Origin of the sequence: Mesorhizobium sp. C372A (genome assembly GCF_030323245.1) — a bacterium.
Lineage (GTDB): Bacteria > Pseudomonadota > Alphaproteobacteria > Rhizobiales > Rhizobiaceae > Mesorhizobium.
Genome location: NZ_CP100475.1, coordinates 4569164 through 4591836 on the forward strand (window position 1 = coordinate 4569164; position 22673 = coordinate 4591836).

The window sequence follows — 22673 nt, forward strand, 5'->3', positions numbered from 1 at the left end:
ACAAGTTAGGGAGCAGGCGGCGGCTCCGGGGTTTGCGAAGCTAAGTGCGGCGAAAACCGACGCTAGGGGCTGGATATGGGACGGAAGATACTCGAATTGCTGTTCGACGACCGTGGCTATGTTACCGCGCTGACACTGATAGCCATGCCGATGCTTCTGGGCTTCAGCCTGCTGGTCATCGATGTGTCGCGCGGCAACAATCTCCATACCGATCTGCAGAATGCCGTCGACGGGCTGGCGCTCGCCGGAGCAAGAGAGCTGAACGGAGCGCCGGACGCCATCACACGGGCCGATGCCGCGATTGCCGACCTGGTCAAGAATGAAGCAAGGTTTTCCAATGGTGGCCCGATCACCATGGACAAAACCCAGGTCAGCATAGCGTACCTGAAGATCATTCCGCCTAGCGACGACACGGCGATCGACGCTGCCTGGATTAGAACGAACGGAACGACTGACAGCACTGCCGCGGCCTATGTCCTAGTCCGTTCGACGCCGCGCGCCATGACCTCGCTGTTTCCGTTACCGGTAGGACTGACGAATCCGACGCTGAACTTCCAGGCCGAGGCCGTCGCGACATACACCGCTGCCGCGTGTGACGTCACACCGATGTTCATCTGCAATCCGTTCGAAGCTCAGGGCCTTTCGATGCAACAAGCATACGCACAGGGGTTGACCTATAGCCGCGAACTGCAGGTGCTTAAAACCGACAGTACACCAGGGCCCGGCAATTTCGGACTGCTGGACACCGATATTCCGCTCAAGGACGCCTTCGCCAAGGGCGCCAGCGGGCAGTGCTACACGAAGAAATCCGTGGTTACCAAGACCGGCGTAACGTTCGGCCAGGTGAATGTCGGCCTGAACGTGCGTTTCGACATATACGCCGGAAGCCTGGGTTCGGCGAAGGGAGATCCGCTGTATCGCCCCGCCACCAATGTTCGAAAGGGAGCCAAAAACACCACTGGCTCGGCTGGCTGCGGCAAGGTGGACAGTGACGTTCCGAGCAAGGCAATGGGATTCGGGCCAGGAACGTATCCGACGCCCAGCTTGGGTATCAGCACTAATGGTTCCTGGGACCGAGCCGGCTATTGGAGTCTGAACCATGTCAGCACCCCCTTCCCGGCGGCGCTTCAGAACGCGTCACGCTACGATGTTTACAGATATGAAATCGACCACAATCTTGTTGCAGACAGGGCGGGCAACAAGGGGAGCGGCGAGAACGGCGTCCCGCGTTGCTACACCGGCGCGCCGGAGACACTCACTGATAAGCCGGATCGCCGCACCATATTCGCGGCTGTCGTTGATTGCGGTGACTTCGCCGATGACACCAAGCACACGACGATCAGCGGCAAAACGACCCTTAAACCCGATGCATTCGTCAGTATGTTCCTGACGAACCCTATCGAAAAACAGGACAACAGCAAGGAAGACGATACAACCGCCAGTGAAAAGCCGATCCGTCTGGAGATCGTGGATGTCACGGGCCAGGGCGGCAGCGGGACGCTGGATCAGTTCCTGCGCGAGGAGGCGCAATTGGTCCGATGATCACCAGGCTGAAACGGTTTCTCGAACGGTTCCACCGCGACGAGCACGGCGCGGTCCTCGCCGAGACGCTGCTCATCGTGCCGTTCGTCACGGTGTTTGCCGTTGGCATCCTGGAATTCGGCAACATGTTCTGGGAGAAGGAGCAGGTCGAGACCGGCCTGCGTGACGCGGCGCGCTATCTTGCCCGCTGCCAGCCAAGCAATGCGCTTTCCGGCTACGTGTCGCAATGCAGCGACACCGTCGCCCGGCGCATCGCCTATTACGGGACGTCCAACCCGGCTGCCACAGTGCTGCGGGTGCAAGGATGGGGGCCGAGCGGAAGTGCGATCGTATTTTCCACGGTTACGCGCTCGGGGACTAAAGTTATCACCGCGAACACGTCACTTGCCTACAGCTCCTCGCCGCTGTTCGGCTGGACCGGCCTCGCCAACATCACCATCCAGGCCTTTCACGAAGAAAGATATATCGGATGGTGAGGGCACCTCTCTTCCGATCCTTTGTCCGTGAGGAGTCCGGTGTCACGCTCGCGGAGGGGCTGATCGCGATGCCTTTGGTCCTGCTGATCTTCGCTGCCTTCGTCGAGTTCGGCTATGCGGCGTTCCAGTGGAACCAGACCGTCAAGGCGCTGCAATTCGGCGCGCGCAGGGCGGCGGTTTCGAGTTCGATGGTAGCCGGCTTCGATCCCGCCATCGTGACAGCCCTGGCGCCCGGGAGCACGAACGGCGGCGTTGCGATACCGGTCGGCGCGCTTGGCCCCTGGACATGCACTGGGAGCCCGGCCTGCACCACGGAACTCAACCGTATCGTGTATGGCGCCCCCGGCGTGACATCATGCCAGCCGATCGGCACCGGCAGTCCGGCAATGTGCCAACTAAACCCCCGCATCGGCATAGACAACGTTCGCGTCACCTACATGATGTCGGGACTTGGCTACTACGGAAGGCCGGGCGGTGCGGTGCTAACCATACGCATGGAAGTTCTCGGCATCACTTTCAATCTGCCTTTACTCGGCGCTTTATTAGGACTCAATAATGTAACGGTTCCAGCCATGCCGGTGACCGTCACAAGCGAGGACTTGAACACAAACTCGGGCAGCTGACCAAGGCTGCCGAACATCGAGCATTTCTCGGATGACAAGCCATATGAACTTTTCGAGAAGAATAAAGGTGCTGATCGCCTCGGCGGATCAGGCGGCGTCCGAGTTCATGCAGAGCTCGCTGTCGGCGCTTTCGCAATACGATTCCGAGGTGAAGGATCATGGCGCGCTGCTGGACAAGCGCATGGCGGTCGATCCGGCAAGCTACGATTTGCTGGTGCTCGACGCCGGCGATGGCGCCCTCCTCGAAAGCACCGTCGCGCAGGAACTGCGGCGCAAGTTCGCCGCGCTTCCGCTGATCGTGGTTTCCGATCCGCTCACCGACCAGCGCATGCGGCTGCTGCTGAAGCTCAACGGCAGCGACTGGGTGAGAAAGCCGCTGGACCGCAAGGGCTTCCTTGAAGCCGTGACCGGAAATGTGCAGATGGCGCATTCAGGCGGCAACCATGTGCATGCGGTCGTCTCGGCGGTGGGCGGAGCCGGCGGAACCTCCGTCGCAATCTCGCTGGCCGATGCGCTCGCCCGCACGGCGAAGAAAACGCAAGTCAGCGTTGCCTTGTTCGATCTCGATTTTGCCACCGGCGCTTGCGGTCACTACCTGAATACGCCCAATGACTACGATTTACGGCCGATCATCGCGCAGCCTTCGCGGGTCGATCTGGAATTCATCGACATCATCAAGAAGAAGCACCAGCGCGGTTTTTCGCTGCTGTCGTTCCGCCAACCCGGCGTCACGATGGCTCCCACCGGCGGCGAACTTGTCCTGCGCATGCTGGACGTCGTGTCTCTCCAGAACAATCACACCGTGGTCGACATCCCCTATTACGAGACGAGCTGGAAGGATGAACTGCTGGCCGCGGTCAATTCCATCCATCTGGTCACCGAATTGACCATTCCCGGCCTGCAGCAGGCCAAGGAAGTCTACAACCGGATCAAGAAGCTCAGAAGCGACGATATTGCGATCAAGGTCATCGCCAACAAGCATCGCAGGCGTCTCTTCAGCTTCGGCATCGGCAAGAAGGACGCCAACAACATCTTCAAGCAATCGAGCGCCATGGTCGTCGAGGACGACTGGGGCACCATGAACGAGGCAATCAATCGCGGCATGCTGCCGGTCGAAGTCAACCCGCGCTCGAAATTCGTCCGCCAGATCGAAAAACTAGCCGAGGCCGTGAAATGACCAGTCTGGGTCGGATCGGCCGCCTAGCGCGCGGCAGCGCCCGAGCCGGTCTTGTGTTGGTGGCCATCGCCGGCATCGGCAGAGCCGATGCGACGGAGAGACGAAGCGACCCGGTGCCGAAGAGCCTTGGGCCGGTCACCAGGCGCGTCGTTGCGACGGAGACCAGGGAAAAGCCGGGAACAATCCTGATCTCGACCGCGGCGCGAACGCTCGACTTTGTCGTGGCGCCGGGCAAAGTCGCCAGATACTCGATCGGCGTGGCCAAGGATGAGTTCGTATGGACCGGCACCGTGCGTGTCGGCGGTAAGGCCGAATGGCCGGAATGGCGGCCGCCGGCCGAGATGCGCCAGCGCGATCCGCGGCTGCCGGAAATGATGCCGGCAGGCCCCTACAATCCGCTTGGCGCGCGCGCGATCTATCTGTTCAAAGGGCAGCGCGACACACTCTATCGCATCCACGGCACCAACGATGCGCCCTCGATCGGAGGATTCGTGTCTTCCGGCTGTTTTCGCATGACCAACGCCGATGTGCTGAAGCTCTATGGCGAGGTGCACATTGGCGCAAAAGTGATTGTCGAATAGGAAGAGCGGGCGGTATGGCCAACGGCATCATTGGACGATTTTACAGGTCACGATCCGAGGATCTGCCGCAGGCGCCTGTCGTGGCGTCTGACCTCGCGCTCGCAGAGAAGACCAAGACCGAAGTCGTTCCTTCCGTTCCGCCGCTGACCGAGGAGCCAAAGCCGGAGGAGCGTGGTGCTCTTGGCCCCGACATGGTTTCGGAACGTGTGAACCTGCACCGCTATCTTCTGGACCGTATCAATCTCGGACTGCTTGAGACCGCGCAAAATGACGAACTCGCGGCAGAAATCCGGCCGCTGGTGCGCGAATACGTCCGGGCGCGGAATTTCCCGCTCAATGCACGTGAGCTCGACACCCTGATCAGCGACATTACCGACGAGATGCTCGGGCTCGGCCCGATAGAGCCGTTGCTCAAGGACGATACGATTTCCGATATCCTGATCAACGGCCATGAGCACGTCTACATCGAGCGCTATGGCCAGCTTGAGGATACCCCTATCCGGTTCAAGGACGAAGATCACCTTATGCGCGTGATCAACAAGATCGTCACGACCGTCGGGCGACGTGTGGACGAGTCGTCGCCGCTGGTCGACGCGCGGCTTCCCGACGGATCCCGGGTGAACGCTGCCATCAGGCCAGTCGCGATCGATGGTCCGCTCGTCTCGATCCGCAAGTTTTCGCGCCGCCCGTACACGCTCGACCGCCTTGTCGAAAGTCATTCGATGGCCAAGGCAATGCAGGTTCTGCTGACCGCGGCGGTCAAGGGCAAGGTCTCGATGATCATCTCCGGAGGAACCGGTTCCGGAAAGACCACCATGCTCAACGCGCTTTCGTCGCAGATTTCAAACCGCGAGCGCTTGATCACGATCGAAGACGCCGCCGAATTGCAGCTTCAGCAACCCCATGTCGGCCGGCTCGAAACGCGGCCGCCGACGCTGGACGGACGCGGCGAAATACGCCAGCGCGAGCTCCTGAAGAACGCCCTCCGTATGCGACCCGACAGGATTATCGTCGGTGAGGTTCGCGGCGAGGAAGCGTTCGACATGCTGCAGGCCATGAACACCGGTCACGAAGGATCGATGACGACGATTCACGCCAACACGCCGCGCGATGCGGTCTCCAGGCTTGAGCAAATGATCGGTATGGCAGGCATGCCGATGTCGCAGTTGAGCATCAAGTCCCAGATCGCTTCGGCAATCACCCTGATCGTCCAGGTCGAGCGCCTTCACGACGGCACGCGGCGTCTGGTTTCAGTCACCGAAATCACCGGCATGGAGGGCGACGTCGTCCAGATGCAGGAGATCATGAAATTCCAAAAGCTTGGCGTTGACGACTTGAACAGGGTGAATGGTCAGTTCCGGGCAACCGGCATCCGTCCGCGATTCCTCGAGCATATCGCCGAACTGGGCTTCCAGCTGCCGGGCGACATTTTCGATCCGGGTCGCTCATTGGTGTAGGTGCGCAATGGACCTCATGCTCATCTACGCATTAGTTTTTATCGGTGGCCTGATACTGTTCGAAAGAGTCACAGGGATTGTCGCGAACCAATTCCGGCGAAGCAGTTCGCTGAACTACCGCCTCAAGCTTCTGCAAGGCACCGAGGACAGTCTTGGCGTCTTCAAGGGGATGGTCCGCGAAAGGGCGCTTGACTATGATCGCCGCGGCTTCAAACCGCTGGTCCGACTGCGGCGGTTGTTCGCGCAATCCGGACTGAAGCTGGACGTCATGAGGCTGGCGATCTATGCGCCGGTGATCGCTGTTCTGGTCTGGTTGGTGCTGAGCTATCTAGGTGTTCCGACACTGCCGAGGTTCATCTCGGTGGTCCTCTTTTTGGCCGCCCTGCCGCTTGTCATCATGATACGCGTGCGTGGGAAACGGATAAGAAAGTTCACGACCCAATTGCCAGGCACACTCGACGTGGTGACCCGGAGCCTTTCGGCCGGGCATCCATTGCCGATATCGATAGCCCTGGTCTCGCGGGAATTGCCCGATCCCATAGGGACGGAGTTCGGCATGCTCAGTGACGAACTCACCTACGGAACCGATCTCAACGATGCGATGCTCAACATGATCGAGCGCGTCGGAGCGGAGGACCTGAAGCTTCTGGCGATCTCGATGAGCGTCCAGCGTGGAACCGGCGGCAATTTTGTCGAGATACTGGAGAACCTGGCGAACGTGGTTCGCGAACGAGCGATCCTTCGGGCCAAGGTCAAGGCCCTGTCCGCCGAAGGCAGGATAACGGCCCTGATCATGTCGGCATTTCCCTTCGGCCTCTATCTTATGATCAGCACACTCGTGCCGACCTATTTCGATCCTGTCTGGGAAAGTGGATATAGCAACGTTATTTTAGCGGTGGCCTTCGCTGTGATGGCTGTCGGGAATTTTATTCTCTATAAACTTGTCAATTTCGATTTTTGAGTGCGATAGATGAACGAAACACTGATCCTCCTTGCCACTTTCGTCGGTGTTCTGCTTTTCTCGACGGTCATTGTTGGAAGGATTGCGAGCCAACGCGAAATGGCGTCCAGGCTGACAGATGCAGCGAGCGACAGCGACGCGGTCGGCGGTTCCTATTACAGCACTGCATCCGAAATAACCGATGACCGGTACGGCGTCTTCGTCAAAAACTATTTCAACGTTGTCCGGAAAGACGCAAATTCGAATTCATTGCCGAACCGCCTGTTGCGAGCCGGGTTCTTTTCACCGCAGGCTAGTACGATATTTCAGACCGCGCGTGCCGTGATCTCGGTGCTGGTGCTGCTTGGCACATTTCTGGTTTTCGAACACTACTTGGTCAGCGTTTCCAGGCCGCTCGCGATCCTGATATCCATGTTGTGCGGGGGCCTTGTTTTCTTCATCCACGGCATCGTGCTCGAACGCATGGGAGTTGCCAAGGAGAAAGCCTATCGCAGGATCTTTCCTGATTTCATGGATATGTTGATCGTTTGCGTCGACGCCGGCCTGAGCGTCGAAGCGGCGGCCGATCGTGTCGCGCGTGAGTTCATGTCGACCCGGCCCGACTTCGGGCTGCACCTATCCATAATGATGCTTGAAGTTCGCGGCGGCCGGCGCCTACGCGATGCATTGACCAACCTGGCGACCCGCCTGCGCATCGACGAGGCCAGGTCGCTTGCCGTGTTATTTCGACAGTCGGAAGAACTTGGCTCCAGTGTCACAAAGAGCCTTCGCGTCTACAGCAAGGAAATGCGTCAGATGCGAATCCTGCGCGCCGAGGAAAAGGCCAATGCCCTGCCTATCAAGATGCTCTTTCCGCTGGCCACATGTCTGTTTCCGCTGAGCCTGATAATCGTACTGATGCCGATAATCATGCGCGTCGCTTCGATGCTGAAGTCGATGACGCCCGGGTAGCGCGCAACTCAGATCCGTCGAGGTAGAGCAACCCGCTCATCCCGCCACCGTGGCGTACGCGCGTCAACGATATCCGTGAAAAGCCCATGGAGTCGGGCTGAAACAAGCGCCAATAAATAGGACGCGGGCCCAAGTCACGCCAAATCAAACCGCGATTCCCGGGCGTAGGTCCGTCTCCGGCCGGGTGCAAGTTGCCGTCCTGTGGCGATATGAGGCGCAAAGCGGCCGTCTACACTCGACGCCCGCCAAACTGCCGGAAGCCGAATCTCCTTCCCGCTTCGTCCAGGAGCCCCAGTAATTCGGGCTGAGGTGCGACCCAGAAAGTTCGAACAGCTTCCATGAACCGCAGAAAAATTGGACGCCGCATCGGAGAATGAGGTTCACGGATATCCCGGCGAACATCCGGATTGGAACGGTCAATGTCGTCGGGAAGAAGGGCGTCCGAAAAGGGCAGTCGGCGCCGCCGTCGTGGGAACGAAAAAGAAGAGAAGCAGAACTTACGTGTGCGATTTTTGCACACGGTATCATGCAGCTATCTGATATTACTCATCATCTATCCCATCCATCATCGGTGCAATGGCCAGTCTATGCTCTTGATTTTTCAGCATCTGTTTAACATCAGAACCTTAGAACCTGCCGCACACGCTGCGTCAGCGAGACCTTCCTGCAACGCGAGGATGCGCGGCGCCGGGGCACCGACACCAAGTCGATCGCAGTGAGACGCCGACAAAGCCCTGTTAGCGCGCCTGAAGCCTTCGGCGAACTCATCGACCTCCATATCGACGACATGTGCGATGTAGGCAAGTCCCCTCGCCGCTCCAAGGCCGCAGCCCTCGCTATGCTCCGAACATCTGGGGAAGTGCAGCATCGCCACCCTCGATCGCGAACGGCTCGTTCGCTTCGGTCGTGATCGAGCCGCCCAGGGTGCCGGACGATGAGTCTCGGTATCGACTAGGGAAAGTCGTTGAGCGTCGTTCCTGGATGATCTGCCTGGTCGTGATCGACAGCCGCTGGCGAGAGCCGCCAAACACGCATGAGATTGTCTGAAGCGGAGGACCATCCATGGAAGGACCCATTTCGACCTATTTTGCATCGATTGAACCCGTGGCCCCCGACGTTTTCTGGACCGCTTGCTGCATCCGGCGCGGCATTTCAAACATCCCCACGACGTTTTGGCCGACGTTGCCCTGGCTGTTCAGGAGTAGCGCGCCATTCTTTCGTCATGGGCGTCGGATGCCTGCGCCGTAGAATCCGTGCCAGCGCTTCGCATGCAGCCGGGAGCGGGTGAACCGGTCAGCTTCGACACGATCATGGATGCGTTGCAACAGTTGGATCAATCGGATGAGCGTGCCGGTCCTGACTGCAGTGACAGCGCGGCAGTGGCCGCGTTCGTACCATTCGTCGATCGGATTTAAGGGCGACGTAGTTGTTCTTGACACCATGGACCCGTCGGCGAGTGACCCCGCCGGCGGGAGGGGTGTGGCATCGGTGCGTTCGCCCAGATTGCCGATGAAAATTTTCCTATTCTTCCTCTTGAAGGTGCACGTCGCGATTCTAAATGATGGTCGCCGGCCGCCCAATGGGGCCGGCAACACCAGGAGGCGGCAAGGCTCTTGGCGCCTTCTGTTGTCCATGTTGCTCAAGGAGGATGTGGCTATGAAGACAAACCTCGATTTTACCCCTCTATACCGGTCCAGCATCGGCTTCGACCGCATGGTCGACATGCTTGAAAGTGCGAGCCGTGTGGCCTCGTTCGACAACTGGCCGCCCTACGATATCGCCAAGGTTGATGATGATCAGTATCGCATCACGATGGCGGTCGCCGGTTTCTCGCAGGACCAGCTGACCGTCACCCACCAGCCCAACATGCTGGTTGTGAGCGGGTCGCAATCCGGCGATGAGAACGGCCGGTATCTGTACCGCGGCATCAACGGGCGCGCTTTCGAGCGTCGGTTCGAACTGGCCGATCATGTCAAAGTCGAGGGCGCCAGCCTTGAGAACGGACTGCTGAGCATCGATCTCAAGCGCGAGGTTCCCCAGGAGATGAAACCGCGCAAGATCGAAATCTCCAGCGGGGCTCCCATGCCGAAGATCGAGGCGCCCAAGGTCGAGACCGACAAGCTGGCGCCTGAGCAATCCACCATGAAGGCTTTCGCTTGAGCCGGGCGTCCCGCCCGACTCAGAGACCTACAAAAGGAGAAAGACAATGAGCGTACGTGACTTGATCCCATGGGGCCGGGGCAACGGAAACTCGGCGCCCAGTCTCTTCCCCGACGGAGATCGAGACCCCTTCGTCTCCCTCCACCGGGAGGTAAACCGGCTGTTCGATGACGCCTTCCGCAGCTTTGGCGCCAGACTGCCGGCCTTCGGTCCCTCTTTCGCCGCCAGTTGGCCGAGTGTCGAAATCTCCGACACGGACAAGGAAGTCCGCGTCACGGCGGAAATACCTGGCCTGGACGAGAGCGACATAGAAGTCCTGCTGGAAAATGGGGCGCTCAAGCTTAAAGGCGAGAAGCGTTCCGAGACCGAGGACAAGGACCGGCAGTTCTCCGAGCGCTTCTACGGTCGCTTCGAGCGCCTCATTCCGCTCGGCTACGAGGTTGAAGAAGACAAGGTCAACGCCGCCTTCAAGAACGGGGTGCTGACCGTGACGTTGCCCAAGACCGAGCGGGCGCAGGCGAAGGCCAAGCGGATCGCAATCAACGGGAAGAACTGACGGATGCAGTATGGGTGGCGGCCCTTACGGCCGCTGCCCGTGCGACCCTTCATAACGGGAGGGACAGGCAATGGAGACAGTTCAAAGCAGCGACAACAGAAACCTAACCAAGACGTCCGTCCGGCCGGACAATGACAATCGGCCTCGTCTAGACGGGCCGGCTTTGTCAATGGGACGGTCAGTGTTTCCGGACGGCGCAACGGCGCGGATCTACCAGCCATGCCGCCCGGCCATGACCTCGGCAAAGCCCCGCAAGGCCTGGCGATTGGTCTTCGAACGCCGCACAGCCCCGTTCATCGAGCCGCTGATGGGCTATACCGGTGGCCGGGACACCCTGACCCAGGTTGAACTGAACTTTCCGACGCTGGAAGCGGCGATCCGTTATGCCGAGCGTCAAGGCCTCAACTATGTCGTGCAGGCTGCACCTCCTGCTTCCCAGGCCAAGGTCACGCGCCAGCATGCATCGGAGGAGAAACAGGCCTTTTCCGACCTGGTTTGGCAGCGGCTGCAGTTGGCTTGGCTCCAGGCAAGCCACGGCTATGGCGCCGGTGCACAGGCAGCGCACATACAGACGGCGCTGTCGGAGCCCGAGACATTCTACGCCTCTCCGATGGAGGTTGTGGATGACCCAGTGCTAGCACCCGACGAGAAACGCGCCGTGCTCAAGAACTGGGCCTGGAACGAGTATCTGATCGACATGGCCACCGCCGAAGGCATGCCGGAAAATGCACGCCCGTCGCGATTGGACGAGGTCCAACTCGCTTTGCTGGCCTTGGAAGCCCGAAACCGGGGCTTCCAGACCAGTACCAGCCCGGTGCACTCCCGGATAGCCGCATGATGAGGCAAGAATGAACCCACTGATCGTCTTCGACGCCCAACGGACCGTTCCGAACCCCTTCCCGCTTGCGGTCGCGGCAGCGGGCGGGTGCGCGCCTACAACATTCCCAATGGGTGGGCGCCCGATTGCGCCTCGGCAGAACTCGGCCCAGTTGTTAGGATCGCGCCGATATGGACGTTCCAATGAATTGGCGACAGAGGTTCCTATGTATCAATCCTTCAACGGCTCCGCCCATCCCCTGGCACCGAAAGAGATCGCGGTCGCTGCCGTCCCCGAAGACGAGCGTGTCTGGGTCCCACAGGCGGAGGGCGTGTGGTTCCGACCACTTATGCTCAACACAATGCAAGGGCAGTGGTGCAATCTGCTCCGCGTACGCCGGGCCGGGATATTAAGCCGTCATCTGCATCCGGCCCCCGTGCATGGCTATGTGATCAAGGGGCGTTGGCACTATCTTGAACACGACTGGATGGCAGAGACCGGATCTTACGTTTTCGAGCCGCCCGGTGAAATCCACACGCTCACGGTTCCAAGCGACGTGCCCGAGATGATCACCTTCTTCAACATCTCCGGCTGCATGGTTTACCTGGACAAGGATAACAAGCAGATTGGTTTCGAGGACGTTTTCACCAAGATCGACATGTGCAGAAATCACTATGCGAGCGTGGGTCTCGGTGACGATTTCGTCGATCAATTCGTACGGTAGACATCCGCCCGTTTGTCTTCCGCTGCGATGAGTTCGCGCTCCGCCACAGAGGCGAAACGAGGAGATTTTGGTGACCGATTCCATATGGGCCATGCCCTTCTTCGCGGGCAAGATCGTCGTCATTACCGGAGGCACGACAGGCATCGGAAACGGCATCGCCATGGCGTTCGCCGGGGCCGGGGCAATCGTCCACGCGACGGGGGCCACGGCCGCCGAGGTGGCGGCCGCTCGTGCATACGGCACCGCCGTCTCGTATTCAGTACTCGACGTCCGGGACATGACTGCGGTCGAAGGATATTCCAGTCAGTTCACATCCGTTGCAGCGCTCGTAAATTGCGCAGGGGTAAACCTGCGCGCCGCCGAATTCACTGTCCAGGGTTTCGAAACGGTGGTCGATATCAATCTCACCGGCTCCATGCGGAGTGCGAGCGCGTTCCGAGGGGCACTCTCGAACGGGGGCGCCATCGTCAACATCGCCTCGATGTTCGCGTTTTTCGGCGCAGCTCATGCGCCGGCTTACGCCGCATCCAAGGGCGCCATCGTGCAACTTACCAAGTCGCTCGCCATCGCCTATGCCGGGGATGGCATTCGCGTAAACGCATTGGCGCCTGGCTGGATCGAGACCGCCATGACCGCCGCGCCACGGGCCGATCCAGCTCGCAACGCGGAATTGATGAAACGCACTCCGATGGGTCGCTGGGGTACGCCGGGCGACCTGACCGGCCCCGCCTTGTTCTTGTGTTCGCCGCTCGCGGGCTTCATCACTGGGGCAATTCTGCCGGTTGACGGTGGCTATCTCATTGCGTGAGGCGTTGGCTATGCTGCGCGACCGATCTCCAACCCTGTGTCGTCGAGATCAAGATCGAACGCGACCAATCGACCATGCCTGACCGCAATTGCCGCCACCAACTCCGCAAGCTCGCCATCCGTATGCTCGCAAAAAGCTGCCTGTTTCCTGACAATCGTGACCGCATCCCGGGTCGATACGACAGAGAACGGCCTCCGGGATCTCACGAATGATTCCGCAACCTCGGCGACGGATGAAGCTCGGTCAAAATTATCTTGCATACTTGCACCTCTGTACGACGCTAGCCCAAGCTCGGCCCGTGCAAATTGTTCCCATTGGCCTAATGCAGCCTGATTGGCATCCGGCTTGGGCTCCTTGTGTGCGAAGGCCGGGAGCAACGCGACATGGCCGTCGCCGTGCCTTGGACAGTGGGCTGGACGCATTCGTCTCCACTCAACGAAAGGTCACGCCATCGGCTAGTCTCACTACATGCTTCAAATGCGAACACGAGCCCGACGCTAGAGACGAGCAGGATCAGATGTGTCCAAGCCGCTCGCCAAAGTTTCCGATCCTCGGATCACCGCAGTTCCCGCGCAACAAGTCGCCGGGAGACCTGTTTGCTCGCGTTGATTGCGGTCGACTGACTCCTGGCTCATTCGCCGCCTCGCCGGCTGGCTCCGGTCGGCCGGCCTCGTCCGTCTCCGTCATCGCTGGCCGGCGGACGATCCAATCCACCAAACCGGCTTCGGTCTGCTCGCAGGCCACGAATTCGCGCACCAGACTTCGCGCCAGTTCGCGCCATTGACACTCGGGCACGTTCATCTCCGCGATCAGATCTCGGCATGCAGCGCGTATGATGTCGGCATCGAAGGCTGACACGGCGACAGGACCACGGTCTGTATTCTTTGCTCGAGGAGTGTCGTCGCCCTGACGTTCGCGAAAGCGCCTCAGCACCTCGCGCGATGTGGCGATCGCTTGTCGGGTTTGACTCATAGCCTCGTAAAATCCAACTTCGCGGACCGGTGAGCGGTGCCGTGATAGAATGAAGTCCTCCATAACCGGATGCGCAGTGTCCGTACGCGTTGCAACCATCGCCGCCTCCCTGCAGGCGCACCCAATGCTTGCAGCTTCTGCCCGTTTTCGGGCGGCCGCCTGCATTTGTCGTGTCGCTGCTATGATCGCGTGAGTTAAAGCCGGTGAAGCGTCGCTGCAATTACAAATGTAAGTGTGGCATCCGATAAGTGGTATGCCCGCTGGCTGCGGCGGCGGCGAGTTCGTTCTTCAGACGGTCGAAGTCTTCCTCGGCGAAGCGCTCTCCGCGTGCCGGAACGAGGAAGCAGGATCTGGACAAAATGCATGCGGCCGTGCCGCCGTTCAGGGGGCGCTATTGGCGAAAATCCGCCAATTTCCGCCAGTCGAAGACAACGCCCACTCCAGGCTCGTCGGGTGCTATCGCCAAACCATCCTGAAGCCTCAGCGGCTCAGTCGTATAATGGTCAATATCAAAACTATGCGCCTCCACCCAGCCGGCATTTGTCTGACCTGCAACGAGGCTGACATGAAGTTCCTGCATCCCGTGACTGCAGACCGGAATGCCAGCCTTGCGTGAGAGCGCTGCCACGCGCAGCCAGCCGGTGACCCCGCCGCAGTTGGAGGCGTCGGGTTGGATGTAGGCGAGATTCGACCAAGCGAAGGCATGCTCGAACTCCTCGATGACATGCAGGTTTTCTCCCATTGCCAGGGGCATTCCGGTCGCCTTGGCAATGCTGGCGTAACCCTCATAGTCGTCGGGTATGATGGGCTCCTCGAACCACAGCAGATCGTAGGCGGCGAATGCTCTCGCTGCCTCGATCGCTCGCGGGACGTCGAGCGCGTAGTTGGCGTCAACCATAAAGGTGACATGAGGGCCGATGCGCTCGCGAACTGCCTTCACCCGGGCCACATCCTCGGCAAGGTCGTCCTTGCCGACCTTGATCTTCACCCCGGTGAAGCCGGCATTGAGATAGGAATCGATGCTGGCCAAAAGCTGATCGAGGGTGAAGTTTAGGTCGATGCCGCCGCGATAGGCCTTGGCGCTCTTCCCGGCCCCGCCCGCCATCTGCCAAAGCGGCAGGCCGCTACGCCGGCCCTTGAGGTCCCATAATGCGATGTCGATCGCCGAGATCGCGAAAGAAGCGATGCCGCCGCGCCCGACATAGTGGATGTGCCAGAGCATGCCGTCGTAGATCGTGTGGATTTGCGTTGCGTCGCGTGCCTTGAGGAACGGCGCGAGGTCGTGATCGATCATTGCCTTGATTGCATAGCCGCCCCTGCCGCCGGTGTAGGTGTAGCCTGTGCCCTCGGTGCCGTCGGCAAGCCTCAGCGTGACGGTGACCAGCTCGAAATGCGTGTGCGCGCCGTGCTTGGCATCGGTCATCACCTCACGCAGTGGGACCCGAAACAGCCGGGTCTCGACTTCCTTGATTTCGGTGCGGCTCATGCTGCGCTCCATTCACGTTTTTTCATCGGACCATAATTGCACCGGCAGCGCTGACTGGCAACAATGTGGCTGATCTTTCAGCGGTTCTGAAGCCAATCCGTCATTTTTGGTCCTACAAAAGCATCAATCCGCTTGTGCTTTGGTCCGATTTACCTTCTAATAACAGGACCATCTGGGAGGAAAAGGCTTGCTGGATACGGAAGAGCGTCCTGAGATGCCCGCGGCTATTCTCGCCGCCCGCGCGGCCGACGCGATGGTGGCCGGCATAGAGGCCGACATCACGTCCGGAAGGCTTGGCGACGGCAGCTACCTGCCGGCCGAGCGCGAACTGATGATCGAGTATGGTGTGGGCCGGGGCGTTGTGCGTGAGGCGATTGCGCGCCTGGCCAGCCGCGGCCTGGTGGAAGCGCGTCCGCGGTTCCGGCCCGTGGCGCGCCGGCCTGGCCTGGATGCCGCGCTCGGCGCCCTCGACGGCATCGTAGGACATCTGCTGAGCGACCAGGCGGGCGTGAAGAACCTCTACGACATGCGCGTCTTCCTCGAGGCGTCGCTGGCGCGCAACGCCGCCATCCATGCCCGCAAGGATGACGTCACAGCCCTGAGGGCGGCGCTGGCGATGAACGAGGCAGCCATCCCGGATTCCGAGAAATTCTATGCGACGGACGTGGCGTTCCACGCAGCGCTCTATGACATCGCGCGCAACCCGGTGCTGCCTGTCGTGCACAAGGCATTTACCGCCTGGCTGTCGCCGCATTGGATGCGCATGCCACGGTCGCCCGAGCGCAACCGCGTGAATTTCCTCAGCCATCGTGAAATCTGCACGGCCATCATTGAGCGAGATCCTGACGGCGCCGAGCGGGCGCTGCTCAACCACCTCTCGGCGGCCTGGGAGTATGTCCGCGGTACATTCGAAAGCCGTGAGGCGCCGGAAGCATGACGCAGTCCTACGACCATATCGTGGTGGGCGGCGGAGCAGCCGGCTGCGTCGCGGCGGCAAGGCTTGTCAAAGCGGGACGGCGAACCCTGCTGCTGGAGGCCGGCCATTCCCATCATCATCCCTTGCTCGACATGCCGCCCGGCATCTTCAAGATGATCAACGGCTCGAAATTCATGCGCTATCACCGCACCGAGCCGCAGGCCCATCTCGACGGCCGCGTCCATGAAATCTCGCAAGGCAACGTGCTGGGCGGCGGCACCTCGGTCAACGCCCAGGTCTACATGCGAGGCCGCTCGGCCGATTATGAGGAGTGGGACGAACTGCTGCGCGGCAACAATGCCGGCGTGCGCTGGAACTGGCAGGCGGTGCTGCCGCATTTCACCGGCATGGAGGGAAACAACCGCCTCGGCGGCGAACTGCATGGCAGCGAAGGTCCGCTGCTGGTCTCGGATCCAGGCCACATCGATGATGTTTCCCGTTGGTTCGTCCAGGCCGTCCAAGGCCTTGGATTGCCGTACAACCATGACTTCAACGGACCGTCGCAGCGCGGGGTCGGCTTCTACCAGTTCATGAACCGGCGGGGAAAGCGAAGCAGCGCCGCCTATGCCTTCATCGAGCCGCTGACGAATGATCCCAAGCTGACGCTGAAACTCAATTGCACAGTCAGCCGGCTGCTGATCGAGAACGGTCGGGTCACCGGCGTCGTCTATTCGGATGCGTCGGGCGCCGAGCATACCGTCCATGCGGATGCCGACGTGATCGTCTCGTCCGGTGCCCTCGTCTCGCCGAAACTGCTCATGCTGTCCGGCATCGGCCCCGCCGAGGCGCTTGCCGGGCACGGCATTTCCTGCGTCGCCGACCTGCCCGGGGTCGGCGAAAACCTGATCGACCATCCAGAGGTGCCGATCATCGCCACCGCAAACGGCCCATACGGCTATTTCAGGCAGGGCCAAGGCTGGCGGATGATCAAGAACGGCCTGCATTTCAAGCTCTTCGGCACCGGCACGATCCTGTCAGCGGGGGTGGAGGCCGGAGCCTTCGTCAATCCGGCCGATCCCGAGGGCGAACCGACGATCCAGGCCTTCTGCGTACCGCACGTCTATCTGGACCGCGATATCCTGACCTTGGTCGAGAACACCTATGGGCTTACCGTGACGACAGTGGTGGTGAAGCCAAAGTCGCGCGGTTTCGTGAGGCTGCGTTCGGCGGATCCGAAGGACATGCCGATCGTTTCGCCGAACCTCCTTAAACATCCCGACGACATGAGGGAAATGATCTCCGGCCAGCGTTATTTCCTGCAGGTTTTTCAGACCAAGCCGCTCGCCGATCGGGTCAAGGCCATTGCCGTGCCAAGCCAGGATGATCTCAGCGACGAAGCCATGACAAAGCATTGCAAGCGCTTTGTGAAGACCAACTACCATCCGGCCGGGACATGCCGGATGGGCTCGGACAGCGACCGGATGGCGGTGCTGGACGCGGCGCTGCGCGTGCGCGGAATAGACAATCTGCGGGTTGCCGACATGTCGGCCTGCCCCAACATCAATGCCGGCAATACGGCGGCGCCCGCCATGATGCTGGGCGACCGCTGCGCCGACTTTATTTTGGAGGCGGCATAGCGCCGGATCCAGCTTGCCGACGGCGTCTCGCCGAAGCCGTCTGGGCCGATATCGTGAGGAAATTACACAGTCGCTGAAAGCGACAATAAAGGAGGAAAGAGCATGATCATTACCCGTCGAAAACTACTGGTTGGCTCCGCCGCCGGCGCGGTCGCGCTGACACTCGGCTCACGCGCCTTCGCGGCGCTCCCGCCACTCGCCAAGAAGGACAAGTACAAGGTCGGTTTCGCCCAGACGGAAAGCAACAATCCGTGGCGCCTTGCCGAGACCAAGAGCATGCAGGACGAAGCCGCCAAGCTCGGCCATCAGCTGGTCTACACGGATGCCGCCGGTTCGTCGGCCAAGCAGGCCTCCGACGTGAACTCGATGATCGCGCAGGGCGTCGACGCAATCTTCCTGCCGCCCCGCGAAGACAAGCCCCTGGTGCCGGTCATTCTTGCCGCGCGCGATGCCGGCATACCGGTGTTTCTGGTCGACCGCGACGTTGATCACACCATGGCCAAGCCGGGCGAGGATTATGTCTGCTTCATCGGTTCGGATTTCATCGAGGAGGCGACCCGCGTCGGCGAATGGCTGGTCAAGAACGCCAATGGCAAGTCGAAAATCATCGAGCTGGAAGGCACGACCGGAGCCTCGGCCGCTACCGACCGCAAGAAAGGCTTCGACGATTTCATCGCCAAGCACTCGCAGTTCACCATCCTGGCATCGCAGTCCGGCGACTTCGCTCGTGACAAGGGCCGGCAGGTCGCCGAGACGCTGCTTCAGGCGCACCCTGATGCGGATATCATCTACGCGCACAATGATGAGATGGCGCTGGGCGCCATCGCCGCTTTGGAAGCAGCCGGCAAGACCCCGGGCAAGGATGTGCTGATCTTGTCGATCGACGGCGAGAAGGAAGGCGTCCAGGCGATCATTGACGGCAAGATCGGCGCTATCTGCGCTTGCAGCCCGCTGTTCGGGCCGAAGGCCTTCGCTACGATGGCCGACTATGCGGCCGGCAAGAAGATCCCGCCGTTCATCAAGAACGAGGATGCCTTCTTCGACGCCACGAACGCGAAGAAAGACTTCGATATTGCGTTCTGATATCCACTCTCTTTCCAGCTGCCCTACCCGCTCCGGCGGGTAGGGTTTGGGAGTTTGACGATGACCGCTCAGCCGGACCAAGCCGCGCTGCTCCTGGACATGCGTGACATCCAGAAGCGTTTTGCCGGCATCCCTGCCCTGGCCGATGCCTCGCTCCAGGTTCTTCCGGGCGAGATCCACGCACTCATCGGCCAGAACGGTGCGGGCAAATCGACACTTATCAAGGTGCTCACCGGCTATTACCGCCGGGATGCGGGGCAGGTGCTGTTCGAACGGAAGCCGTTCGAAGTTGGGTCTCCGCATCAGTCGCAGGTCAGCGGCATCAGCACCATCTACCAGGAGATCAATCTCGTACCGCTGCGCTCGGTGACCGAGAACATCTGCCTTGGACGCGAGAAGCGCCGCCGCGGCCTGCTCGACTGGAGCGCGATGCATGCGGAAGCCGGGCGCCTGCTCAGCCGCTTCTCGATCGGCATCGACGTGCGCCGCCCGCTCAGCGATTTCAACACCGCCACGCAGCAGATGGTGGCGATCGCCCGAGCCATCGGCTTTTCCGCCCGCCTCGTGATCATGGATGAGCCGACCTCCTCGCTGGACGAGCGTGAAGTCTCGGTCTTGTTCAGCGTTATCCGTCAGCTCAAGGCCGACGGCGTCTCCGTTCTGTTCGTCAGCCACAAGCTCGACGAGTTGTACGAGGTCTGCGACCGGGTCACGATCATGCGTGACGGCCGCACGGTGCGAAGCGCGGCGATGAGCGACATCGGCAAGCTGGAGCTGGTCGCGGCCATGCTCGGCCGCGACGTCGCAGCCGTCGAAGGCCACGCAACCGCGTTCGGCGAGCGCGATCGGTCGACGATCGGTGATGTGCTGTTTACCGCGCAAGGGCTGGCGGCCGGCCAGTTGGTGCGTGACGTGAGCTTCGACCTGCGCCGCGGCGAGATCGCCGGCTTTGCCGGCTTGCTCGGCGCCGGCCGCACCGAAACAGCCCGCCTCGTATTCGGCGCCGACCGCCGGAGCGCAGGCGAGATGACGATGGAGGGCGCGTCCTACCATCCCGCACGTGCCGCCGATGCCATCGCCGCAGGGATGGGCTTCTGCACTGAGGACCGCAAGGCCGAGGGCATCGTGCCGGAAATGACCGTCGCGGAGAACATAACACTGGCACTGCTGCCGAAAATCAGCCGCAATGGCATCCTGAACGAGGCCCGGCAGAAGGAGATCGTCGAGCGCTTCATTCGTGAACTCGACATCAAATGCTCGGGGCCTAACCAGAAGGTCCGCGAGTTGTCGGGCGGCAACCAGCAAAAGGTGCTGCTTGCCCGCTGGCTGGCAATGAACCCGAAGCTGCTCATTCTCGATGAGCCGACGCGCGGCATCGATGTCGGGGCCAAGGCCGAGATCCAGCGCCTCATCCGCAAGCTTGCCGATGACGGGCTCGGCGTGCTGATGATCTCCTCGGAACTCGAGGAAGTGATGGAAGGAGCCGACCGCATATTCGTGCTGCGCGAAGGAGTGAGGGTGGCCGAACTGGAAGGCCAGGCAGCCGACGAGGAGGACGTGCTCGCGGCGATGGCGCATGGCGGCGCGGCGAAGGAGGCAGCGTGAGCGATCTGGCCACACCATCCGCAGCCAACGACGCTGGAAACCGCCGCTTTGATGTGTTCGGTTTCCTGGCGCGCTACGGCACGGTGATCGCGCTTGTGCTGCTGGTGGTCTTCAACCTTGCCTATACGCGCAATTTCGCGACGCTGCAGACACTCAACGTCAACCTAACCCAGGTCTGCACGATTGTGATCGTCGCGGTGGGGATGACCCTGGTGATCGCCACCGGCGGCATCGACCTGTCGGTTGGTTCGCTGATGGCGATCTCCGGCGCATTGGCGCCGATGATCTTCATGGGCACGATCTTCCCGGTCGGAAACATCTATCTGGCGGTAGCCGTCGCGATGATTGCCTCGATCCTCGTCGCCGGCCTGTTCGGGCTGTTCAATGGCTGGTTGGTCTCGCGTTTCCGCATCCAACCTATTGTTGCAACGCTCGTGCTGTTCATCGCCGGGCGCGGGATCGCGCAGGTCATGACCAACGGCAATCTGCAGACCTTCCGCGTGCCGCAATTCCAGTGGATCGGACTTGCCCGCCCGCTCGGCATTCCCGCGCAGGTCATCATCATGGCCGTGCTGGTTGCGGTGGCCGCTTGGGCCCTTCACCGCACGGTGTTCGGGCGAAGCATCCTGGCGGTCGGCGGCAATGAAAAGGCCTCTGAACTCGCCGGCATCGCCGTATCGAGGATCAAGCTCGCTGTCTATGCGATCAGCGGCCTGTGCGCGGGGCTAGCCGGTCTCGTCGTCATTGCGATCAACTCCTCCAGCGACGCCAATCTCGTGGGGCTGGGCATGGAACTCGACGCCATCGCGGCGGTCGCGGTGGGCGGCACGCTGTTGAGTGGCGGAAAGGCCACAATCATCGGCACCCTGCTGGGCGCACTGACCATCCAGTTGGTGCGCTACACGCTGCTCGCCAATGGCGTACCCGACGCCGCTGCGCTCGTCGTCAAGGCCGGCATCATCGCATTCGCCGTCTGGCTGCAGCAGCAACACCGGGTGTAATCCATGAACAGCGCCAGACTGGTTCGCATCATCGGCACTTACGGTGTCGTCATCGCGCTTGCAGCCCTCGTCCTGTTCGGATTCCTGCGCTACGACCGCTTCCTCGGCCTCTTCAACGTGATGAGCGTTCTGCGCTACAACTCGATGTTCGCGCTCGTCGCGCTCGGCATGTGCTTCGTGATCATGACCGGCGGCATAGACCTGTCCGTCGGCTCCGTCGCCGCCTTGGGCAGCGTCGCGTCAGCCCTGGCGAGCCCGCACGGCATCGTGGCAGGCCTTGCAGCGGGCGTTGGCGCCGGCCTGGCAGCCGGGCTGATCAACGCGCTCCTGGTTACGCGCGGCAACCTGATGCCTTTCATCGCCACGCTTGCCACCATGCTGGCCGCAAGCGGCTCGGCGCTGCTTCTGGCCGGCAACCAGACCGTTTCGGTGTCTTACGATTCGGGTTTCACCGCCATCGGCCAAGGGAATTTCTGGATTTTCCCGATTCCGGCAGTCATCGCCCTGGTTGCCTATGCCGTCGGCTCAGTGGTCCTGAACTACACCAGCACGGGACGGACGGTGCTGGCCATCGGCGGCGGCGAGGATGCCTCGCGGCTGATGGGGCTGCGCACTGACGGCGTCAAATTTCTCGTCTATGTCGCAAGCGGGTGCCTGGCCGGGCTCGCCGGCGTCGTCCTCGCTTCTCAGTTCGGCGCAGGCCAGCCGATCGAGGGCGTCGGCTGGGAACTGTTTGCCATCGCAGCGGTCGTCGTGGGCGGGACGCTGCTGACCGGCGGCTCTGGCTCGGTGTTGACCACGCTGGCCGGCGTGCTGTTGCTCGGCATCCTTTTCAACGTCCTGAACTTCGAAAACGGCATGGGCTGGATTTCGCTGTCAGCCTACTGGCAGTCGGTGATCCGCGGGCTGTTTTTGCTCGTCGTCGTCCTTCTCCAGGCACGGCTTACGGCAAGGCGCGAAACTGCCTGAGGATGGCGAGCGCCTTCGAGCACGATGGCGCTGCAGAATCAGTGCGCGTTGCGCACCCGGCCGATGAGCGCATCCCGCAGACTTTCTGCGGCGATGCTTCCCCGGTGCACCTGGGGTCCGACACCCTTGGAGCAGGATCCGCAAGCGGATCCTGGTGCAGTCACATGGCCG

General features: G+C 61.1%; 21 protein-coding genes. 19 read left to right on the top strand and 2 right to left on the bottom strand.

The window, feature by feature from the left end; all coding sequences use genetic code 11:
- The first annotated feature begins 75 nt into the window (after positions 1-75).
- From NLY42_RS21955 to NLY42_RS22020, 13 genes are all read left to right on the top strand, one after another.
- Positions 76-1542, top strand: coding sequence for a TadE/TadG family type IV pilus assembly protein (locus NLY42_RS21955; RefSeq protein WP_023755298.1), 1467 nt, complete (start codon positions 76-78; stop codon positions 1540-1542).
- Positions 1539-2018, top strand: coding sequence for a TadE/TadG family type IV pilus assembly protein (locus NLY42_RS21960; protein WP_023755299.1), 480 nt, complete (start codon positions 1539-1541; stop codon positions 2016-2018). Before NLY42_RS21955 ends, NLY42_RS21960 begins: the two co-directional genes overlap by 4 nt.
- A complete protein-coding gene (locus tag NLY42_RS21965; RefSeq protein WP_023755300.1) occupies positions 2012-2641 on the top strand; it encodes a TadE/TadG family type IV pilus assembly protein in 630 nt (209 codons plus the stop codon). Before NLY42_RS21960 ends, NLY42_RS21965 begins: the two co-directional genes overlap by 7 nt.
- A gap of 43 nt (positions 2642-2684) precedes the next feature.
- The gene (locus NLY42_RS21970; RefSeq protein ID WP_023830077.1) at positions 2685-3818 is read left to right on the top strand and encodes a hypothetical protein; all 1134 of its coding nucleotides are present in this window, start codon (positions 2685-2687) and stop codon (positions 3816-3818) included.
- Positions 3815-4399, top strand: a complete 585-nt coding sequence (locus NLY42_RS21975) for a L,D-transpeptidase (protein ID WP_023755302.1) — start codon at positions 3815-3817, stop codon at positions 4397-4399. Before NLY42_RS21970 ends, NLY42_RS21975 begins: the two co-directional genes overlap by 4 nt.
- 14 nt (positions 4400-4413) lie before the next feature.
- Positions 4414-5856 (top strand): TadA family conjugal transfer-associated ATPase, encoded by a 1443-nt coding sequence (locus NLY42_RS21980; protein ID WP_023755303.1) that lies wholly within the window; start codon positions 4414-4416, stop codon positions 5854-5856.
- A 7-nt stretch (positions 5857-5863) separates the two neighbouring features.
- Positions 5864-6817, top strand: a complete 954-nt coding sequence (locus NLY42_RS21985; RefSeq protein WP_023755304.1) for a type II secretion system F family protein — start codon at positions 5864-5866, stop codon at positions 6815-6817.
- A 9-nt stretch (positions 6818-6826) separates the two neighbouring features.
- Complete coding sequence (locus NLY42_RS21990; RefSeq protein WP_023755305.1) at positions 6827-7768, top strand: type II secretion system F family protein; 942 nt, start codon at positions 6827-6829, stop codon at positions 7766-7768.
- A 1656-nt stretch (positions 7769-9424) separates the two neighbouring features.
- Positions 9425-9928: an Hsp20 family protein gene (locus tag NLY42_RS22000; RefSeq protein ID WP_023755306.1), complete on the top strand. Its 504-nt coding sequence runs from the start codon at positions 9425-9427 to the stop codon at positions 9926-9928.
- Between the two features lie 46 nt (positions 9929-9974).
- Positions 9975-10484, top strand: a complete 510-nt coding sequence (locus tag NLY42_RS22005) for an Hsp20/alpha crystallin family protein (protein WP_023696160.1) — start codon at positions 9975-9977, stop codon at positions 10482-10484.
- Between the two features lie 181 nt (positions 10485-10665).
- Positions 10666-11322 (top strand): NADH dehydrogenase ubiquinone Fe-S protein 4, encoded by a 657-nt coding sequence (locus NLY42_RS22010; RefSeq protein ID WP_023750881.1) that lies wholly within the window; start codon positions 10666-10668, stop codon positions 11320-11322.
- Between the two features lie 205 nt (positions 11323-11527).
- Entirely contained in the window at positions 11528-12025 is a 498-nt protein-coding gene (locus NLY42_RS22015; RefSeq protein ID WP_023755307.1) for a 2,4'-dihydroxyacetophenone dioxygenase family protein, read from the top strand.
- 70 nt (positions 12026-12095) lie between these two features.
- A complete protein-coding gene (locus NLY42_RS22020; RefSeq protein ID WP_023706883.1) occupies positions 12096-12833 on the top strand; it encodes an SDR family oxidoreductase in 738 nt (245 codons plus the stop codon).
- A gap of 513 nt (positions 12834-13346) precedes the next feature.
- On the opposite strand, the gene NLY42_RS22025 is transcribed toward NLY42_RS22020, so the two are convergent.
- Complete coding sequence (locus tag NLY42_RS22025) at positions 13347-13904, bottom strand: hypothetical protein (protein WP_155923885.1); 558 nt, start codon at positions 13902-13904, stop codon at positions 13347-13349.
- 292 nt (positions 13905-14196) lie between these two features.
- A complete protein-coding gene (locus NLY42_RS22030; RefSeq protein WP_023755309.1) occupies positions 14197-15291 on the bottom strand; it encodes a mandelate racemase/muconate lactonizing enzyme family protein in 1095 nt (364 codons plus the stop codon).
- A 187-nt stretch (positions 15292-15478) separates the two neighbouring features.
- Between NLY42_RS22030 and NLY42_RS22035 the strand changes: the two genes are divergently transcribed.
- The 6 genes from NLY42_RS22035 (at position 15479) to NLY42_RS22060 (ending at position 22502) form a co-directional block, all read left to right on the top strand.
- Positions 15479-16228, top strand: coding sequence for an FCD domain-containing protein (locus NLY42_RS22035; RefSeq protein ID WP_023682469.1), 750 nt, complete (start codon positions 15479-15481; stop codon positions 16226-16228).
- The gene (locus NLY42_RS22040; RefSeq protein WP_023755310.1) at positions 16225-17844 is read left to right on the top strand and encodes a GMC family oxidoreductase; all 1620 of its coding nucleotides are present in this window, start codon (positions 16225-16227) and stop codon (positions 17842-17844) included. The genes NLY42_RS22035 and NLY42_RS22040 overlap by 4 nt, the downstream gene beginning before the upstream one ends.
- Positions 17845-17946: 102 nt before the next feature.
- Positions 17947-18927, top strand: coding sequence for an ABC transporter substrate-binding protein (locus NLY42_RS22045; protein ID WP_023672664.1), 981 nt, complete (start codon positions 17947-17949; stop codon positions 18925-18927).
- 60 nt (positions 18928-18987) lie between these two features.
- The gene (locus NLY42_RS22050; RefSeq protein WP_286488766.1) at positions 18988-20532 is read left to right on the top strand and encodes a sugar ABC transporter ATP-binding protein; all 1545 of its coding nucleotides are present in this window, start codon (positions 18988-18990) and stop codon (positions 20530-20532) included.
- Entirely contained in the window at positions 20529-21533 is a 1005-nt protein-coding gene (locus NLY42_RS22055; RefSeq protein ID WP_023693472.1) for an ABC transporter permease, read from the top strand. Before NLY42_RS22050 ends, NLY42_RS22055 begins: the two co-directional genes overlap by 4 nt.
- Positions 21534-21536: 3 nt before the next feature.
- Positions 21537-22502, top strand: coding sequence for an ABC transporter permease (locus tag NLY42_RS22060; RefSeq protein ID WP_023682464.1), 966 nt, complete (start codon positions 21537-21539; stop codon positions 22500-22502).
- Positions 22503-22673: the final 171 nt, after the last annotated feature.

Coding starts and splice junctions, on each gene's coding strand:
- NLY42_RS21955 (WP_023755298.1), top strand. CDS start 76: ATGGGACGGAAGATACTCGAATTGCTGTTCGACGACCGTGGCTATGTT.
- NLY42_RS21960 (WP_023755299.1), top strand. CDS start 1,539: ATGATCACCAGGCTGAAACGGTTTCTCGAACGGTTCCACCGCGACGAG.
- NLY42_RS21965 (WP_023755300.1), top strand. CDS start 2,012: ATGGTGAGGGCACCTCTCTTCCGATCCTTTGTCCGTGAGGAGTCCGGT.
- NLY42_RS21970 (WP_023830077.1), top strand. CDS start 2,685: ATGAACTTTTCGAGAAGAATAAAGGTGCTGATCGCCTCGGCGGATCAG.
- NLY42_RS21975 (WP_023755302.1), top strand. CDS start 3,815: ATGACCAGTCTGGGTCGGATCGGCCGCCTAGCGCGCGGCAGCGCCCGA.
- NLY42_RS21980 (WP_023755303.1), top strand. CDS start 4,414: ATGGCCAACGGCATCATTGGACGATTTTACAGGTCACGATCCGAGGAT.
- NLY42_RS21985 (WP_023755304.1), top strand. CDS start 5,864: ATGGACCTCATGCTCATCTACGCATTAGTTTTTATCGGTGGCCTGATA.
- NLY42_RS21990 (WP_023755305.1), top strand. CDS start 6,827: ATGAACGAAACACTGATCCTCCTTGCCACTTTCGTCGGTGTTCTGCTT.
- NLY42_RS22000 (WP_023755306.1), top strand. CDS start 9,425: ATGAAGACAAACCTCGATTTTACCCCTCTATACCGGTCCAGCATCGGC.
- NLY42_RS22005 (WP_023696160.1), top strand. CDS start 9,975: ATGAGCGTACGTGACTTGATCCCATGGGGCCGGGGCAACGGAAACTCG.
- NLY42_RS22015 (WP_023755307.1), top strand. CDS start 11,528: ATGTATCAATCCTTCAACGGCTCCGCCCATCCCCTGGCACCGAAAGAG.
- NLY42_RS22025 (WP_155923885.1), bottom strand. CDS start 13,904: ATGGTTGCAACGCGTACGGACACTGCGCATCCGGTTATGGAGGACTTC.
- NLY42_RS22030 (WP_023755309.1), bottom strand. CDS start 15,291: ATGAGCCGCACCGAAATCAAGGAAGTCGAGACCCGGCTGTTTCGGGTC.
- NLY42_RS22040 (WP_023755310.1), top strand. CDS start 16,225: ATGACGCAGTCCTACGACCATATCGTGGTGGGCGGCGGAGCAGCCGGC.
- NLY42_RS22045 (WP_023672664.1), top strand. CDS start 17,947: ATGATCATTACCCGTCGAAAACTACTGGTTGGCTCCGCCGCCGGCGCG.
- NLY42_RS22050 (WP_286488766.1), top strand. CDS start 18,988: ATGACCGCTCAGCCGGACCAAGCCGCGCTGCTCCTGGACATGCGTGAC.
- NLY42_RS22060 (WP_023682464.1), top strand. CDS start 21,537: ATGAACAGCGCCAGACTGGTTCGCATCATCGGCACTTACGGTGTCGTC.